Source organism: Novosphingobium sp. JCM 18896 (assembly GCF_025938095.1).
Classification (GTDB): domain Bacteria; phylum Pseudomonadota; class Alphaproteobacteria; order Sphingomonadales; family Sphingomonadaceae; genus Novosphingobium.
On sequence record NZ_JAPCZF010000006.1, the window covers coordinates 14500 to 28207 of the forward strand.

Annotated in this window: 25 protein-coding genes; 16 read left to right on the forward strand and 9 right to left on the reverse strand. The window is 60.8% G+C overall.

Annotation, left to right across the window (positions count from 1 at the left end; genetic code table 11):
* Positions 1 to 3: 3 nt before the first annotated feature.
* The 9 genes from OLX23_RS19795 to OLX23_RS19835 form a co-directional block, all read right to left on the reverse strand.
* On the reverse strand, positions 4 to 390 hold the full coding sequence (locus tag OLX23_RS19795) for a single-stranded DNA-binding protein (RefSeq protein ID WP_264446826.1): 387 nt from the start codon (positions 388 to 390) through the stop codon (positions 4 to 6).
* Between the two features lie 3 nt (positions 391 to 393).
* A complete protein-coding gene (locus tag OLX23_RS19800) occupies positions 394 to 1008 on the reverse strand; it encodes a hypothetical protein (RefSeq protein ID WP_264446827.1) in 615 nt (204 codons plus the stop codon).
* Positions 1005 to 1499: a siphovirus Gp157 family protein gene (locus OLX23_RS19805; protein WP_264446828.1), complete on the reverse strand. Its 495-nt coding sequence runs from the start codon at positions 1497 to 1499 to the stop codon at positions 1005 to 1007. Before OLX23_RS19805 ends, OLX23_RS19800 begins: the two co-directional genes overlap by 4 nt.
* Positions 1496 to 1672 carry a hypothetical protein gene (locus tag OLX23_RS19810; RefSeq protein WP_264446830.1) on the reverse strand — a complete coding sequence of 59 codons (177 nt, stop codon included), beginning with the start codon at positions 1670 to 1672 and terminating at the stop codon, positions 1496 to 1498. Before OLX23_RS19810 ends, OLX23_RS19805 begins: the two co-directional genes overlap by 4 nt.
* A complete protein-coding gene (locus tag OLX23_RS19815) occupies positions 1669 to 1911 on the reverse strand; it encodes a hypothetical protein (protein ID WP_264446832.1) in 243 nt (80 codons plus the stop codon). The genes OLX23_RS19810 and OLX23_RS19815 overlap by 4 nt, the downstream gene beginning before the upstream one ends.
* Positions 1908 to 2126 carry a hypothetical protein gene (locus OLX23_RS19820; protein WP_264446833.1) on the reverse strand — a complete coding sequence of 73 codons (219 nt, stop codon included), beginning with the start codon at positions 2124 to 2126 and terminating at the stop codon, positions 1908 to 1910. The genes OLX23_RS19815 and OLX23_RS19820 overlap by 4 nt, the downstream gene beginning before the upstream one ends.
* Positions 2123 to 2683, reverse strand: a complete 561-nt coding sequence (locus OLX23_RS19825) for an HNH endonuclease (RefSeq protein ID WP_264446834.1) — start codon at positions 2681 to 2683, stop codon at positions 2123 to 2125. Before OLX23_RS19825 ends, OLX23_RS19820 begins: the two co-directional genes overlap by 4 nt.
* On the reverse strand, positions 2683 to 2988 hold the full coding sequence (locus OLX23_RS19830) for a hypothetical protein (protein WP_264446836.1): 306 nt from the start codon (positions 2986 to 2988) through the stop codon (positions 2683 to 2685). The genes OLX23_RS19825 and OLX23_RS19830 overlap by 1 nt, the downstream gene beginning before the upstream one ends.
* Positions 2989 to 3571: 583 nt before the next feature.
* The gene (locus tag OLX23_RS19835; protein ID WP_264446838.1) at positions 3572 to 3985 is read right to left on the reverse strand and encodes a helix-turn-helix domain-containing protein; all 414 of its coding nucleotides are present in this window, start codon (positions 3983 to 3985) and stop codon (positions 3572 to 3574) included.
* A gap of 6 nt (positions 3986 to 3991) precedes the next feature.
* On the opposite strand from OLX23_RS19835, the gene OLX23_RS19840 reads away from it, so the two are divergent.
* The 16 genes from OLX23_RS19840 to OLX23_RS19915 all read left to right on the forward strand — a co-directional run bounded on the left by OLX23_RS19840 (position 3992) and on the right by OLX23_RS19915 (position 13611).
* On the forward strand, positions 3992 to 4225 hold the full coding sequence (locus tag OLX23_RS19840; protein WP_264446839.1) for a hypothetical protein: 234 nt from the start codon (positions 3992 to 3994) through the stop codon (positions 4223 to 4225).
* A 363-nt stretch (positions 4226 to 4588) separates the two neighbouring features.
* Positions 4589 to 5104, forward strand: a complete 516-nt coding sequence (locus OLX23_RS19845) for an HNH endonuclease (RefSeq protein WP_264446840.1) — start codon at positions 4589 to 4591, stop codon at positions 5102 to 5104.
* Positions 5094 to 5507: a hypothetical protein gene (locus tag OLX23_RS19850; protein WP_264446841.1), complete on the forward strand. Its 414-nt coding sequence runs from the start codon at positions 5094 to 5096 to the stop codon at positions 5505 to 5507. The genes OLX23_RS19845 and OLX23_RS19850 overlap by 11 nt, the downstream gene beginning before the upstream one ends.
* Positions 5507 to 5677, forward strand: a complete 171-nt coding sequence (locus OLX23_RS19855; protein ID WP_264446843.1) for a hypothetical protein — start codon at positions 5507 to 5509, stop codon at positions 5675 to 5677. Before OLX23_RS19850 ends, OLX23_RS19855 begins: the two co-directional genes overlap by 1 nt.
* On the forward strand, positions 5670 to 5951 hold the full coding sequence (locus OLX23_RS19860) for a hypothetical protein (protein ID WP_264446845.1): 282 nt from the start codon (positions 5670 to 5672) through the stop codon (positions 5949 to 5951). The genes OLX23_RS19855 and OLX23_RS19860 overlap by 8 nt, the downstream gene beginning before the upstream one ends.
* Positions 5948 to 6295 (forward strand): VRR-NUC domain-containing protein, encoded by a 348-nt coding sequence (locus OLX23_RS19865; RefSeq protein ID WP_264446846.1) that lies wholly within the window; start codon positions 5948 to 5950, stop codon positions 6293 to 6295. The genes OLX23_RS19860 and OLX23_RS19865 overlap by 4 nt, the downstream gene beginning before the upstream one ends.
* Complete coding sequence (locus OLX23_RS19870; protein WP_264446847.1) at positions 6292 to 6474, forward strand: hypothetical protein; 183 nt, start codon at positions 6292 to 6294, stop codon at positions 6472 to 6474. Before OLX23_RS19865 ends, OLX23_RS19870 begins: the two co-directional genes overlap by 4 nt.
* Entirely contained in the window at positions 6474 to 7181 is a 708-nt protein-coding gene (locus tag OLX23_RS19875; protein WP_264446848.1) for a hypothetical protein, read from the forward strand. Before OLX23_RS19870 ends, OLX23_RS19875 begins: the two co-directional genes overlap by 1 nt.
* Before the next feature lie 147 nt (positions 7182 to 7328).
* Positions 7329 to 8744 (forward strand): AAA family ATPase, encoded by a 1416-nt coding sequence (locus OLX23_RS19880; RefSeq protein WP_264446849.1) that lies wholly within the window; start codon positions 7329 to 7331, stop codon positions 8742 to 8744.
* Positions 8728 to 8946 carry a hypothetical protein gene (locus tag OLX23_RS19885; protein WP_264446850.1) on the forward strand — a complete coding sequence of 73 codons (219 nt, stop codon included), beginning with the start codon at positions 8728 to 8730 and terminating at the stop codon, positions 8944 to 8946. Before OLX23_RS19880 ends, OLX23_RS19885 begins: the two co-directional genes overlap by 17 nt.
* Positions 8943 to 9509: a transcription termination/antitermination protein NusG gene (nusG, locus tag OLX23_RS19890; RefSeq protein ID WP_264446851.1), complete on the forward strand. Its 567-nt coding sequence runs from the start codon at positions 8943 to 8945 to the stop codon at positions 9507 to 9509. The genes OLX23_RS19885 and nusG overlap by 4 nt, the downstream gene beginning before the upstream one ends.
* The gene (locus tag OLX23_RS19895; protein ID WP_264446853.1) at positions 9506 to 9736 is read left to right on the forward strand and encodes a hypothetical protein; all 231 of its coding nucleotides are present in this window, start codon (positions 9506 to 9508) and stop codon (positions 9734 to 9736) included. Before nusG ends, OLX23_RS19895 begins: the two co-directional genes overlap by 4 nt.
* 212 nt (positions 9737 to 9948) lie before the next feature.
* Positions 9949 to 10167, forward strand: coding sequence for an HNH endonuclease (locus tag OLX23_RS19900; RefSeq protein WP_264446854.1), 219 nt, complete (start codon positions 9949 to 9951; stop codon positions 10165 to 10167).
* An 86-nt stretch (positions 10168 to 10253) separates the two neighbouring features.
* Complete coding sequence (locus OLX23_RS19905; RefSeq protein WP_264446856.1) at positions 10254 to 10721, forward strand: hypothetical protein; 468 nt, start codon at positions 10254 to 10256, stop codon at positions 10719 to 10721.
* A 98-nt stretch (positions 10722 to 10819) separates the two neighbouring features.
* The gene (locus OLX23_RS19910) at positions 10820 to 12304 is read left to right on the forward strand and encodes a terminase large subunit (RefSeq protein WP_264446858.1); all 1485 of its coding nucleotides are present in this window, start codon (positions 10820 to 10822) and stop codon (positions 12302 to 12304) included.
* Positions 12301 to 13611, forward strand: a complete 1311-nt coding sequence (locus OLX23_RS19915) for a phage portal protein (protein WP_264446859.1) — start codon at positions 12301 to 12303, stop codon at positions 13609 to 13611. The genes OLX23_RS19910 and OLX23_RS19915 overlap by 4 nt, the downstream gene beginning before the upstream one ends.
* The last annotated feature ends 97 nt before the right edge of the window (positions 13612 to 13708 follow it).

The window sequence follows — 13708 nt, forward strand, 5'->3', positions numbered from 1 at the left end:
ACCTCAAAAGGGGATCGAGTCGTCGAGGTCTTCGGCCTGCGGGAAGTGGTCGCGGACCTGATCCCCGGCGCTACGCTGATCGCGCTGCCCGCCCTCCGAGCGACCGCCCTGCAAGGCGATCTCGTTGGCGCGAATGTTGAGCTGGGGCTTACCGTCGTACTCCCCGAGCGAGAATTCGCCCTGAACGGTCACAGAGGCGCCCTTGGTGAGGTATTGAGCCAGTGCCTCGCCGCGCTTGCCCCACAGGCTCACACGCCACCAGTTCGTAACCTTGTCGCGCCCCTGCCGGGTATCGACGGCGACGGTGAAGCCACAGACTTGATCGCCGTTCTGTGTGTTGCGGAGTTCCGCGTCTCGGCCGATGCGGCCAGCGATGGTGATGCTCTGCATGGGTTAGGCTGCCTTCTTCTGCTTGATCCAGTCCGTCACTTCGCGGACCTGGCCAAAGGTGAGTTGCTTGAGACTGGAGACTTCGAAGGCCCGGCAGACATCGCCCACCTGAACGGGGGCGGCGTCGATCTGCGCTTGCAGCCAGTCGCGGGTCTTGTCGGTAATGGGGCTCATCGGGTCCGGCTCAGTGACCGCCGCAAACTCCCGCCTCATCTGCTCGACGTATTTCTGATCGTCGAACTTCCCGAGGAACACGTCGGCATTGAAGCCGAGCTGGCTCAGGAGCTTCGTCAGGCCGTCTGTGGTCGCTTTCTTGGGGGCGTCGCTGTCAATGCGCCCCTTGGCGTCTTTCCACTCCTCGCAGCCCCACATAGGGCCGAAAGAGTTTTCGCGGTTGCCGTGCCAAAGCGTGACCGGGATCATCACGAGGGTATCGACGATGACGGGTGTGTCCGTTGTGTAGCCCCAGCCTTCGCCAATCGGCCCGAACAGTTCGGTCGCCGCAAGGATCTGGTAGTTTGCGCTAACCGCGGTGAAGCCGCCGCGCTGATTGACGTGCTTGGTGTGGGCCGGATTAGTCTTCTCGACCTTCGACCAGATGCGGAGATTGTCGGTCATTTCGTCCTCGCGCTAACGACATCGCGAGCGGGGTCGCGGGTCAGCCAGTTGGGAAGGGTTTCAGCCTCTGCGAAAGCCGCATTGATCGCGGGCTTGTCGGGCTCGGACTTCACCCGCTGATACTCAGTGGGGACGGCGGCGGGGTCCAAAACCCGCAGCGTTGGTTTGCCGTCCCTCACTGAGTAGGTGACTTCTGGAAGCTCCAGCTTCGCGAGCTGCCCGGCGCGGAGGAACTTGCCGATCGCTGCCTTGGCAGCCTCGACACGATCATTGATCCGCTGCTTGCGCTCTTTGAGGCTTTCCTCGCGCGCCTTGATGCCGATGAGCATTTCCTGGTCGCGGGCGATCTGCTCATGGATACGCGAGACAATGCGATCGATGTCGCTTTCGCCCTGGAGCATGTCATGGAAAAGCTGCTCGTCATCGTCGCAGAGGACGGAAAGTTGCTCGGCGATGCGGGCGATCTCGCCCAACTGGACGTGCGCGTTCATGCCGCCCTCGCCACGTTGAAGGCGTTCGGCTGCTGAGCCTTGGCAAGGGCCTCGGAGACAGTCCCGCCGACACCAGCGCGCCCATCCATAAGCACCACGAGGATGCGGCCGGCGGTGCGCTCGATCTTCTTGATGCCCTCGCGCTCAAGGGCTGCGGTGAGGTCGAAGTTCATTGCGTAATCACCCAAAGAAAAGCGAGAATGGAAAGGATGAGGATGCCCCAGCCCACGCCAGCAAGAAGGCTCGGCTGCTCATCCCAAATGGACAGGTGTTCGTATCCGGTGCCCTCGTCTTTGAGGGGGCGGTCCATGGGGAGGAGCTTGCCGTGGATATGAGCCCGGCGAGCCGAAGAGGTGTGGTCGCGCCATCCTTCGTGGATGCGGAAAGTGCCTTGAGCGGTGATGCGGCTCATCGCTCCCACTCCTTTTCAAGTTCCGCCCTTCGTTCAGGCGATAGTGAGGCAAGGTGCTCACGGGCTTTGCGGGCTTCGTAGCTCTGTCCGATGGGTGCGATCTGCTCAGTTACGAGGGGGATCGGATCGGGACGAAGGCGCGCGGTGAGGCTGCGATGAAAGGCAGCGATGGCCTTGACCTCATCGGGGATGCGATCTGCGTAGAGGCCGGTCATGCGGGTTGCTCCGTCTTGGAAGCTCGCAGTTCGGCGCGCAGGGCAATCTTCTCGGCCAGTGAAAGGCTACCTGCACGTTGGTTGCAGGGCTGATGCGCCAGCACGAGGTTGGATAGCGAGTTGGTGCCCTCGTCCGACTTGGGGATCAGGTGCTCGATGGTTTCCTCGAATGGCGTCATCTCGACACCACAGAACCAGCAATCCCGACCGTCGCGCTCGCGTAGCTTCTGGCGGATCTTCGCCGGCTTCTGGATGCGATTGGCCTTCGCCTTGAGATTACCGCTCTGCCTCTCCGCTTCCTTCACGTTCACGGGCATGAAGACGCCATTGATAAACGCGCGGTAATGTTCGGCGGATGCTCCAGTGTAGGTCAGGAGCCCGCTGTCCTTGCAGTAGACGATATGGGTCGCGGCCTTGGAACCACCGTTCCAAAACGCCCGGTACCGAATGACCTCGTAGCGATTGGTGGGGACGCCAACTTCACCGCCGTTGGCGGTCAGCCAAGCTGCAAAGTTGGCCGTCTGAAACTGCTTCTCGCGAATGGGAAGTATTGCCATTACGCAGCCCTCCCCAGGCCATAGTGCGCCGGCCTAGCAATCGCCTCTTCCCGCCATCCAGAGACGTTCTCTGCACAGTCGATGTGGTGTTCGATCGATTGCATGTAGGTGGCGAACCAGAGCGTCATGGACTGCTCGTTGGCGTTGTTGATCTCCCAACGAAGCTGACCGCGAAGGTTCTTCAATCGGGCGATGTTGAACGAGCAGGTCTCGATCGCATCGGTAAGCCTACGCTCTACGGAGAGAGCGCGGACGAATACCGGGAGCTTGAGCTTGTCGGACTGGATTTCGGCGTGGGTAGCCATGGCAACCTCCAAGCCACCGTTTGCCGTTGGGCATCGTGGCGTTGGAGATGTTTTCACAGATTGTGATTATGGGGTCAAGCGTTTTTTATCACATTTTGTGATGTACACAGTCACAGCGCGCGAATCATCTCACTAGAATGAATGGCGATGTGCGTGTAGGAAAGGCATATGACGATGCCCCCACGAGACCAGCCTAGCGTAAAGACTGCGCCTGTGCGTTGCGTGCGCGCCAAAGCGTCAGCGGACGTACTCATCCCTGACGACGGATATCGATATGTGGAAACGTGGCAGTTCGGGGCGAAGCGCCCGATCTACGTTAGGATGCCGCTGGCTCAGGTCGAATTTGTCGAGCCCAGCCCTCTAGGTACTCAGCCATAAGGCGATGCGCCTCGGTAATTTGCTCGCCCACAGTGCCTTCAGGATGGACAGTCACTGCAAACCGCCCAACTGCGCGGGCCTCTCGGTCGGTGAGCTCGAACTCATGCCGGGGCAATCCACCGTCAGCAGGAAAGTGTATACCTGCATAGCGGAATGACAGGTGCTTTACGGTATCCATTGCGGTCCCTCTACAATCCGGCGTAATTCACCCGTCCGTACCCGTACGAACCAACGCCTTCGCCACTTCGGCGATTTGGCGCTGAACCGAAGGATCTGCGTTCATCCATATTTCTAGGATGTCGCTAGGCATCTCGTTTGGGTTGTGGTCGAGCAGGTGGCCCGGCGTTATCTTTAGCGCGTCAGCCAACTTGCGAAGCCACTTAGCGGACAGCCCACGCTCGCCGCTCTCTAGGTAGCCAATCATGTTGGCGTTAGTTCCGACGCGGTTAGCCAGCTCGGCCTGCGTCAACTTGCGGTATTCGCGCCACGACTTGAGGTGGTTCGGCCCGCCGTTTTTCGCCTGATCGTCCATGGTCACAATCTGCCACGGCAATCCAACATGGTCGCCGCACAGGCTGTGATATTTTGGACTTGATTTTAACATCACAATCTGTGACATCAGGGCATGACCGATGCCCCCCCTTCCATCAAGGCACTCATCGAGGCGACCGGCATCAGCCAGTCCTACGGCAGCATGATCCTCAGCGGCGCCCGGATACCACCCCGCGCGCTCGCAATCGCCATCTATCGCAAGACCGATTGGCGTCACGACACGATCGCCGATCTGACTGACGAGCAGATGGCTGTTCTGGAAAGTGTCGAGCCGTGGACCCCTCCTAAGCAGAGGGCAGCGGCATGATCATCGCGGCTCTCCTCACCGCATGGTTTGTAGCCAGCATCATCTTCGGCCTCGCCCTTGCTCGCTGCATGAAGGTGGAACGCTAAGTGCGCCCGCCCGCTTTTCTCAGGCGTCTTGGTGCGCGCGGTTCCGAGAGCTTCACGATCTCGCTGCGCCCCACGCTCATCTTCACTGATCTCGATGCTCCAGGCGCGTTGGCTGATCCCACGCGCGCCTACCTTGGCCGGGCGGGTTGCCCCACCCCCGCTGCGATCCGCTCGGCCGCTTTGTCTAACCCCCTTTGTCATGACGCTCTCGATAGCGCGGAGGTTCAAGGTAATCATGCGTGACGTTTCGACGATTATCCAACTTTACCGATCCGGAATGACGCAACGCCAGATAGCTAAGCAGCTTGGCATCGGGCAGGCGAGTGTTTCGCGCGCTGTGATTTGTGAGGTTGGAAAAACACCCGATCACGAAATCAACGCCCGCAGGAAAGCAGGGCAGACAGGGCACCTGCTAGAACGGCAAACTGCCAAAATAGACGATGGACTGTTCAACATCCAACCGTCGGGTGAGTTCATTTCCGCTGTTATCGGTGAACTCGCCTTTCTCTTCGATGCCGAAGATGAGGCACTGCTTCGAGCGTTCTGCTGGCGGGTCACGACAGACGGCAGACTGAGCCGGCAAGTTCGCTCCGCCGATGGCAAGCGCCATAACATCTATGTCTATCACGACATTCTAGGGGTTCAGCCCTCGCGTTTGCAGGTGGTGGACCATATCAATCGGAATCCGCGAGACAATCGTAGGTCCAACCTGCGGATCTGCAGCTACAGCGAAAATAGCCGGAACCGCACGCCGATGCCCGCCCTTCTGACGGAGGCGTGCAATGCCGCTTGATCCGAAGATCATCCAAAACGTGAAATCGTCGCAGGAGCGGGTTTTCCGCCTTGCCAAGCGCGACCATGGGCTGACGCTCAAGGCCATTAGCATGGACAGCGGCGTCGATTACGACAGCCTCTGCAACTACGCCAAAGGCGAGACGCAGATGAGTCTGTCGGCGCTGGTGGCACTGATCGGCGTTGTCCCCGATGAGCTGTTGAGCCTGCTGCTGCCGGAAGGTCGATCGATCGTCCGCGCGCCTGAACAACTCGACCACGACGAGCTCGAAAAGGCTGCACGCGATTACCTCGCGGCCAAGGGCGAAGCTCATCATCAGGAAAGCGAAATGGGCCGCGAACTTGGCCCCAACGAGCGCGAGCGCCTGATTAAGAAGGCCGTCGTGTTGAAGGCGGTGGCGTGATGATGAGGATCTTTCGCCTCCTTCGCATCAAGCGCGAGATCGCCCGTGGCATTGCACGTCAGAAAGCCATCCGAGAAGCCCGTCAAAAGGCAGCCCTGAAAGGCCGCATCACAGAGCACAAGAACCGCCGTATCGCGGCTTGGGCGATGTTTGGGGCTCCCCATGCTTGAGGCGCACCGCTCCCCCGAAGCTATGGCGCGCGTGCTCGTCCGGTACATTCCCTGCGACCGAAAGGTGCGCAGCGAGATCCTGACTGAGTTCCTGAACGCGCCAGGTCTTCGTCGCATTGCCGAGATCCGCGAAATGCAGAGCCGGCCGATGCTCGACTACGACAAGTACGATGAGCGCGGTTTCGACTGGCGTGGTGAACAGATGCGCGCCGACGCTGACATTGCCTCTCAGGTGTTTGTCGCGGCCCTTCTGCGGGAGGCCAAGGCGGCATGAGGCCCGAAACGCAACTCCAGCGCACGCTTGTTCGCTATCTCACGGTCAAGGGCTATCGCTCTGTAGCGATCCCCAACGGCGCGGTGCTGCGTGGCGACAAGATGGATCGCGCCCGGCAGATGGCCAACCTCAAGCGTGATGGCCTTACGCCGGGGTTTCCCGATCTGATCGTCTACGGCACGGATGGCCGGGTTGGGCACATTGAAGTCAAAATTGAGGGCAGGTATCAGTCCGCCTCGCAGAAGGATTGCGAGCGCTGGCTGACCGAGCTTGGCCAGAAGGTCGCTGTCTGCCGGTCGATCGAGGACATCGACGAAACCCTCCAGCAGTGGGGGTGGCAATGACAGCGCCCGTCGTCCCTACCTACGTGATCGAAGAGGATGAGGTTGACGCCTCATTCCAAGCCTTCGCAGCGCTTCGTCGTGCTGCCCAGGCAGAACCCAGCCTTGTCGAGAACAAGTATTTCAAGGCGCTTCAAGACACCGCCTACGCGCGCTTCCTCCTTAACTTCGAGGCCCTGTAATGAGCCGCTGGTTTCGCCACTACGCCGGGATGATGCGTGACGAAAAGCTCGTCCGCGTCGCCATCAAGAGCAAGCAACCCGTCGAGCGGGTCCTGTGGATCTGGGGCGCCATTCTCGAAAGCGCAGCGGAGATCGATGAGCATGGCCGGTACGACTTGGACGCCGCCGAGGTCGCCTACTTTCTGCGAGCGGATGAGGCTGACGTTGACGCTGTGCTCGTTGCTCTCGCCGATGCTGGGCGGGTGGCTGAGGGCTCTGTGGTCAAGTGGGGCGACCGTCAGTTTTCTTCTGACCGGTCCAAGGAGCGCGTCGCTGCTCATCGTCAGCGGAAACGGTCATCGCAGGACACTGGTAACGGTGAGCAGAGGGACGGTAACGACGGTGTAACGTTACAGGAACGTCACCGTAACTCACCAGAGACAGAGACAGAGACATATATTCCGTTAGCTAACGCTAACGGCCGCGATGTCATCGATCCTGAAAAGGTGATGTTCGACTCTGGCGTGGCTCTGATCACGAGCTGCGGGAAGTCCGAGAGCCAGGCGAGATCGTGGCTTGGCAAGGCAAAGCGCGACCACGGCGCCGAACTGGTGATTACCATGATCGGCCGGGCGAAACGCGAAGGCGCACCCGACCCGATAGCCTTCATGGAGGGCGGTTTCAGGGCGAAAGCCCGAGCTAGCCCCGCTCCGGTGGTCGGCCTGTGACCTGGGCACCGACCAAAGCCGGGAAGCAGCTTTGCCCCCAATGCTCCCACAGCCGGCGGAACAAAACGGACCGCTGCATGAGCGTCACGCAGACCCCGACCGGCTTCGTTTTTCACTGCCACAACTGCGGATTTTCAGGAGGAACAGGTGATCGAACCGAGGCACAAGGAATGGCTGGACCAACGCGGCGGCCTATCCTCGGCAGCAGAGGAAATGGGTTTCTCCAGCACCCAGCGCAGCGGAGCGTGGTGGCTTTCGATCCCCTATTTTCTCGACGGGAAGATCGTGAATCGCAAATACCGCAGGACCGGCGAGAAGCAGCATTCGATGGACGCGGGCGGCAAGCTATGCCTGTGGAATGCCGACGTCCTATCCGAGCGGCCCCGTGAATTAATCATCACCGAAGGCGAGTTCGATGCGCTCGCCGCGATGGTCTGCGGATTCCGCAATGTCGTCTCGGTTCCCAACGGCACCAGCGCCACGGAAACTGGCAAGAACCCGCTCGCCGGTAATGCCTACGCCTACCTCTACGAAACCGAAGAGGCGTTGAAGCACGTCGAGACGATCATCTTGGCAACCGATGGCGACAAGCCCGGTCGCACCCTGGCGCACGACCTTACCTGCATCCTCGGTATCGAGCGTTGCAAGTTCGTCACCTACCCCGAGGGCTGCAAGGATCTCAACGAGGTCTTGGTCCAATACGGCCAGTCGGCGGTCGTCGATGTGATCAGCTCGGCCAAGCCGTACCCGGTGCGCGGCCTCTACAGCCTCAGCGACTTCCCCGATGATCACGAAGTCCGCTCGATGGATACCGGTATCGCCGATCTCGACAAGTACATGCGGATTTGTCTCGGCACTCTGACCGTGTTCTCGGGCTATTCGAACATGGGCAAATCTACGGTGATCAACACCATCCTTGCCCACTGCATCGCTCGCAGCGTGCCGGTTTGCATCGCGAGCTTTGAAACGCTGCCCAAGCCCATCCTTCGCAACAGTCTGGCGCGGGCGTTGATCGGATGCTCCTGGCAGCAGTTCCCCGTTCACGAGGCGCGGGAGGCAGCCCTTGAGCAGATCGAGAAGCACGTCACGGTTATCTCGAACGCGCTCGACGATGAGGCGGACATCACGCTTGAGGCATACCTAGACCTGATCCGCGTCGCCGTCGTGCGCAATGGCGCCAAGGTGATCGTTCTCGACCCTTGGAACGAGATCGAGCACAAGCGGAACCGCGACGAGACTGAGACGGATTACATTGGCCGGGCGATCCGCGCGCTCAAGCGGTTCGCCAAGCGCTACGACGTTTCGCTTTGGGTCGTCGCCCATCCCTCCAAGCCTCAGAAGGGGCACAGCGGCAAGCCCGGTCTGTACGACATCAGCGGCTCTGCGAATTGGGCGAACAAGGCCGACTATGGCCTGATCTACCACCGCCCCGACAAGACGGTGAACGAAGGCACACTGACCGTCGTTAAGGTCCGCATGGGTCTACCCGGCGAGTGTGGCGAGATCAGCGTCAGCCTCAATGACAAAACTTGCAGGATCGAGGGCAATGGCTTCGCAAGCTGAGGCATTCCTGCCGTTTGTGCGGATTGAACCGATCGACCGCACAGTAGGCATCGGCAACGGTAAGTTCCTTGGCGATGTCGCTAACGGGATGAGGCGCTCCGAACTCGAGAAGCGCTTTCGAGCCGGGGAATACCCCGATCTGCATTCCGGTCTGGCGAAAGAAGCCATGAAGTACACCCCCACCCCAAGGAGCCCCGCATGACTGACTGGGTAATCCTGCGCTGCGCCGGCCAGAGCACCCTGCGCCTCGCTGAGAGTTTGACCGAGGACGGCTATGAGGCTTGGAGCCCCAGGGTCGCGCGGCATTGGCGCGAGGGTGAATCCCGAACCCGCAAGACAGAGATCGTGCCCGGCACTCCATGCTATGTGTTTGCCCGGTCAGATCGCTTGGTTGATCTTCTCGCTCTCGCTCGGTCGCCATCCTTGGGCTACATGAAGTGGGATCCAGAACGGCGTCGCCATGTATCGCGTGGCCATCCGCGGTTCTCGGTAATGCCCGACAGCGATGGCTATGCTTCGGTGACCGATCGGGAGCTTCGGTACCTCAAGACAGCCGAGCGCAAGGACAGGCCGAAGGAACTGGTGCGGCCATTCCTGACAGGCGAAGAGGTCAAGGTTATCGATGGCCCATATCAGGGGCTCTCAGGCACCGTCATCCGAGCCTATGGCGTACATGTGCAGATTGAGTTTCCTCGCTCGACGCTATCGCATAAGCTCCCGATGTGGATGCTGCAGCACGCGGAAGAACTGGAGAAGGCGGCGTGATCAATGCAAAGGTCATGTTCGAGGATGATAATGAGGTTTGCGCTGTCTGGCTGAGAGCAAAGCCCGCTGTCGGTGAGTACCTTTGGCTTGGCGATCGAGGCTCCTTCACGATCATTGAGATCGCTCATTGGGTAGACACCGTTTGGAGCCCATCCACCCACACTGGAGACCCCATCCACTCGCTGGCAATTTACGTCGAAAAGACGGCCCGCGATGCCAGCGCTTGACCGGAACCACCAGTTAATCTAGATAGTTGCATACCTGAACAGTGCAGCTTGACCACCGAGGCGCGGTATCCCCCTCGCAAGCAGCCTAAGTCCCGCGTTCGCGCCGGAAGGAAAACCTCGCCCTAAAGACCGGAGGCCTTATGCCATGGCCGACTACATCGCGGCATAGCCGAGGGTATGGCCGGGAGTGGACTAAACTCCGAGAGCAGGTGATGCGGCGAGATGGCCGGCTATGCCAGCCCTGCCTACGCAAGCGGATCGTGACGCCGGCAACCGAGGTCGACCACGTCATCCCCAAGGCCAAAGGCGGCAAGGACGAGCTGAGCAACTGCCAAGCGATCTGCGGCCCATGTCACCAAGCGAAGACGTTGGCCGATGAGGGGAAGCGGGTGAAGCCGACCATCGGCGAGGACGGATGGCCGATCGCATAAGCCGGGGGCGTAGGTAAAACTACGTATCCCCGGATCGCCAGTACCGCGCTTGGCCCTCAATTTCAACGCTAACACAGGATTTTGTCATGGCTGGACGGAAGGACCGCATCGATAGCGCCTCTGCCGCCGTGAAGGTGATGGCTGGGGCAACCCGCGAGATTGCCCCGCCGTCGCATATCCGCATGCAGGATGCCGACTGGCCGTTCTGGCACTCGGTGATCGCTGAATTCGCTCGATCGGAATGGACCGATCACCAACTCGAACTCGCTGGCATGCTGGCGCGGTCGATGGCCGATCTGGAGCGCGAGCAATTCGACCTGCGCAGTGAAGGCTCGGTCATGTCGAGCGAGCGAGGCACTCCCGTAGTCAACCCGCGCAAGCAGGTCGTGCAGATGCTCGCCGGCACCATCCTGTCGATGCGCCGCAGCCTGTCGCTTCACGCGCGCGCGCAAAAGGGCGAGGCTCGAGACGTCGCAAAACGCCAGGGCATCGCCAAGTCGATGGAGCCCGAGTTCGACGACGACGATCTGATCGCGAGGCCATCGGTCCAGTGAGGGACATCGTTCGCCGCGCGATCAAGTGCGGCCCGGTTCCAACCATTCGAGACTGGCGCTCTCTCGGCAAAGAGGATCTTACCCGCGCTGAGCGCAACATGCGTTTCGTTGAGACCATGTGCCGCGTCCCGGAAGGCCCCCTTGTCGGTCAGCCGGTTCGTCTCGCCGATTTCCAGGAAGCGTTTTTCTACGCCATTTACGACAACGAGGTGGTGACCAAGAAGGCGCTGCTCAGCATCGCCCGCAAGAACTCCAAGACGGCGACGATCTCGATGATCGTCCTCGTCCACACTGTCGGCCCCGAGGCCAAGTTGAACAGCCGCATCAACTCCGGCGGCCGCTCGCGCAAGCAGGCCGCTGAGGTCTACAACTACGCGTCGAAAATGGTCCAGCTTTCGCCGAAGTTGCGCCAGTATTGCCGGCTCATCCCGTCGAACAAGAAGATCATCGGCCTCCCGATGAACGTCGAATACGAGGCGCTCTCGGCGGAAGGTTCTACCACTCACGGCGGCTCGCCGATTGTGGCGATCGTCGACGAGGCTGGTCAGATCAAGGGGCCGCAAGACGACTTCTGGGACGCGCTGACGACGGGCCAGGGCGCATACGACGACGCGCTGCTGATCGTGATCTCGACGCAGGCACCGACTGACGCGGATCTGTTTTCGATCGAGCTGGATAACGCCGAGCGCTCGCAGAACCCGAGCACGGTCAGCCATGTCTACGCGGCCCCGGAAGACTGCGAACTGGACGACGAAAGCGCATGGGAAGCGGCAAATCCGGCGATGGGCCTTTTCCGATCCCGCAACGACGTCGAAGAGCATGCCCGCGGCGCCAAGGAGATGCCGAGCAACGAACCGACGTTCCGGGTGCTCTACCTCAACCAGCGGATCAACATGGTCTCCGCGTTCGTGTCGGCCAGCGTCTGGAAACAGGGCAATGAGACCCCGGGAGCGCTTGAGGGTGTGGTCTACGGCGGCCTCGATCTCTCGGCCACAACGGATTTGACCGCCCTTGTTCTCACCTCGCGCGTCGACGGCTTGCTGCATGTACACCCGACGTTCTGGATGCCCGAAGACAGCGTCATGGAGGCCAAGAAGCGCGACAAGGCCCCCTACGATGTCTGGGTAAAGCAAGGCCTCCTGCGCACCACGCCCGGCAAGGTCATCGACTACGATTTCGTCGCTCGAGACATCGGCCAGATTACCGCGGGCCTGAACATCGCCAAGATCGGCTTCGACCGCTGGCGCATGGACCGCATGAAGGGTGCTCTGGAACGCCAGGGCGTGGAATTGCCGCTTGAGCCGTTCGGCCAGGGCTACGTGAGCATGTCGCCGGCGCTGGATGCGTTGGAAGCCGACTTGCTGAACGGTGTTGTTCGGCATGGAGGGCACCCGGTGCTGGCGATGTGCGCCGCCAATGCCGTCGCGGTCCCCGATCCTGCGGGCAACCGCAAGCTGGACAAATCCAAGGCAACGGGCCGCATCGACGGTCTGGTCGCGCTCACAATGGCGGAAGGGGTCGAAGCTATGCACGCTGAAACCGACGTTTCCGTCGATGACTGGCTCAAGAGCTTCGCGGCGTGACGGGTTACGCGCTGTCGCGGGAGGCGAGGCAGGCAAACCAGGCATGGGACGCTGCCCGAGAACGCAAGTCCGTAATTGGGGCTGGCGCGCTCTCGACCTGGGCCGCGGGTGGAGTGAGTCGGCAGAACGGATCGAACTTCACGACCAACCAGGTGACGCTTGCTCAGTACGATGACGCGATGGCGGCCGGCTATGGCAATGCGATTGGGCTCTCCGCAACGTGGTCCTGCGTCAACCTGATCGCTGGCACGATCGCCAGCCTGCCCTTGGTCGTCTATCGCACCTCTGCAGGTGGCGTGCGCACGGTCGCACAAGGCCACCCGCTCTACTACGTGCTCCATGATTCCCCCAACTTCGACCAGACCGCTCTCGATTTTTGGGAGTTCATGGCCGCTTCGATCGAGCTGCAGGGCAACGCCTACGCCTCGGTAGAGCGGCGCGACGATGGCTCGGTCTACTCGCTGATCCCGATCCGCCCGGATATCGTGACCGTGACCCGCGTGAATGGCCTGCTTCGCTATGAATGGTCTGAAGGCGGACGGGCTATCGTCAAGGACGTGCGCGACGTGCTTCACATCCGCGGTCCAATGGGCAACGCGCTGAGTGGAGCCTCGACCCTTGCGGCCTGCCGCGGAACCTTCGCAAGCGCGCTTGCGACCGACAGCGCGGCTCGCACTACGTTTTCCAACGGAATGCGCCCGTCTGGCGTGCTCCGAACGAAAGACTCCCTAACCAGAGAGCAGCGCAACGACGCAGAGCGCGCGCTCCAGGAGAAATACAGCGGCTCGATCAATGCCGGCCTGCCGATGGTCCTCGACCGCGACATGCAGTGGCAGCAGATCAACATCACACCAGAAGACGCGCAGATGCTCGATAGCCGCAAGTTCAGCGGTGAGGAAATTTGCCGGATCTTCGGCGTGCCACCCGCGATGGTCGGCTACGGCGATAAGGCTTCAAACTGGGGCACCGGCAAGGAGGTGGATGTCCTCGGTTTCCAGAAGTTCACCCTGCGCAAGCGCCTGAAACGCATCGAGCAAGCGGTGATGAAGCAGCTTCTGACCCCCGCCGATCGCGCCCAGGGCATCACCCTGGAGTTCAATCTAGAGGGTTTGCTCCGAGCCGACAGTCAAGGCCGCGCGCAGTTCTATCAGACCATGACCCAGCTTGGCGCCATGACGATCAACGAGGTTCGCGCCTTGGAGAACCTGCCGCCCGTCGCTGGTGGCGATACCCCCCGCATGCAGTCCCAAAATGTACCCATTTCTGGGCCGGGAAGCGTTTCACAACCGGAGGAAGACACGCTATAGAAAACGGGCCGCAACGGTGCTGGTAACACCGCGCGGCCCTGACGTCCGCTCTGGGCAAATCAGAACATCAGCAAGGGCGCGAAACGAACGCACCTGA

Coding starts and splice junctions, on each gene's coding strand:
- OLX23_RS19800 (WP_264446827.1), bottom strand. CDS start 1,008: ATGACCGACAATCTCCGCATCTGGTCGAAGGTCGAGAAGACTAATCCG.
- OLX23_RS19805 (WP_264446828.1), bottom strand. CDS start 1,499: ATGAACGCGCACGTCCAGTTGGGCGAGATCGCCCGCATCGCCGAGCAA.
- OLX23_RS19850 (WP_264446841.1), top strand. CDS start 5,094: ATGCCGCTTGATCCGAAGATCATCCAAAACGTGAAATCGTCGCAGGAG.
- OLX23_RS19825 (WP_264446834.1), bottom strand. CDS start 2,683: ATGGCAATACTTCCCATTCGCGAGAAGCAGTTTCAGACGGCCAACTTT.
- OLX23_RS19855 (WP_264446843.1), top strand. CDS start 5,507: ATGATGAGGATCTTTCGCCTCCTTCGCATCAAGCGCGAGATCGCCCGT.
- OLX23_RS19845 (WP_264446840.1), top strand. CDS start 4,589: ATGACGCAACGCCAGATAGCTAAGCAGCTTGGCATCGGGCAGGCGAGT.
- OLX23_RS19830 (WP_264446836.1), bottom strand. CDS start 2,988: ATGGCTACCCACGCCGAAATCCAGTCCGACAAGCTCAAGCTCCCGGTA.
- OLX23_RS19840 (WP_264446839.1), top strand. CDS start 3,992: ATGACCGATGCCCCCCCTTCCATCAAGGCACTCATCGAGGCGACCGGC.
- nusG (WP_264446851.1), top strand. CDS start 8,943: ATGACTGACTGGGTAATCCTGCGCTGCGCCGGCCAGAGCACCCTGCGC.
- OLX23_RS19835 (WP_264446838.1), bottom strand. CDS start 3,985: ATGTCACAGATTGTGATGTTAAAATCAAGTCCAAAATATCACAGCCTG.
- OLX23_RS19905 (WP_264446856.1), top strand. CDS start 10,254: ATGGCTGGACGGAAGGACCGCATCGATAGCGCCTCTGCCGCCGTGAAG.
- OLX23_RS19795 (WP_264446826.1), bottom strand. CDS start 390: ATGCAGAGCATCACCATCGCTGGCCGCATCGGCCGAGACGCGGAACTC.
- OLX23_RS19815 (WP_264446832.1), bottom strand. CDS start 1,911: ATGAGCCGCATCACCGCTCAAGGCACTTTCCGCATCCACGAAGGATGG.
- OLX23_RS19810 (WP_264446830.1), bottom strand. CDS start 1,672: ATGAACTTCGACCTCACCGCAGCCCTTGAGCGCGAGGGCATCAAGAAG.
- OLX23_RS19860 (WP_264446845.1), top strand. CDS start 5,670: ATGCTTGAGGCGCACCGCTCCCCCGAAGCTATGGCGCGCGTGCTCGTC.
- OLX23_RS19870 (WP_264446847.1), top strand. CDS start 6,292: ATGACAGCGCCCGTCGTCCCTACCTACGTGATCGAAGAGGATGAGGTT.
- OLX23_RS19875 (WP_264446848.1), top strand. CDS start 6,474: ATGAGCCGCTGGTTTCGCCACTACGCCGGGATGATGCGTGACGAAAAG.
- OLX23_RS19885 (WP_264446850.1), top strand. CDS start 8,728: ATGGCTTCGCAAGCTGAGGCATTCCTGCCGTTTGTGCGGATTGAACCG.
- OLX23_RS19865 (WP_264446846.1), top strand. CDS start 5,948: ATGAGGCCCGAAACGCAACTCCAGCGCACGCTTGTTCGCTATCTCACG.
- OLX23_RS19910 (WP_264446858.1), top strand. CDS start 10,820: ATGCGTTTCGTTGAGACCATGTGCCGCGTCCCGGAAGGCCCCCTTGTC.
- OLX23_RS19900 (WP_264446854.1), top strand. CDS start 9,949: ATGCGGCGAGATGGCCGGCTATGCCAGCCCTGCCTACGCAAGCGGATC.
- OLX23_RS19820 (WP_264446833.1), bottom strand. CDS start 2,126: ATGACCGGCCTCTACGCAGATCGCATCCCCGATGAGGTCAAGGCCATC.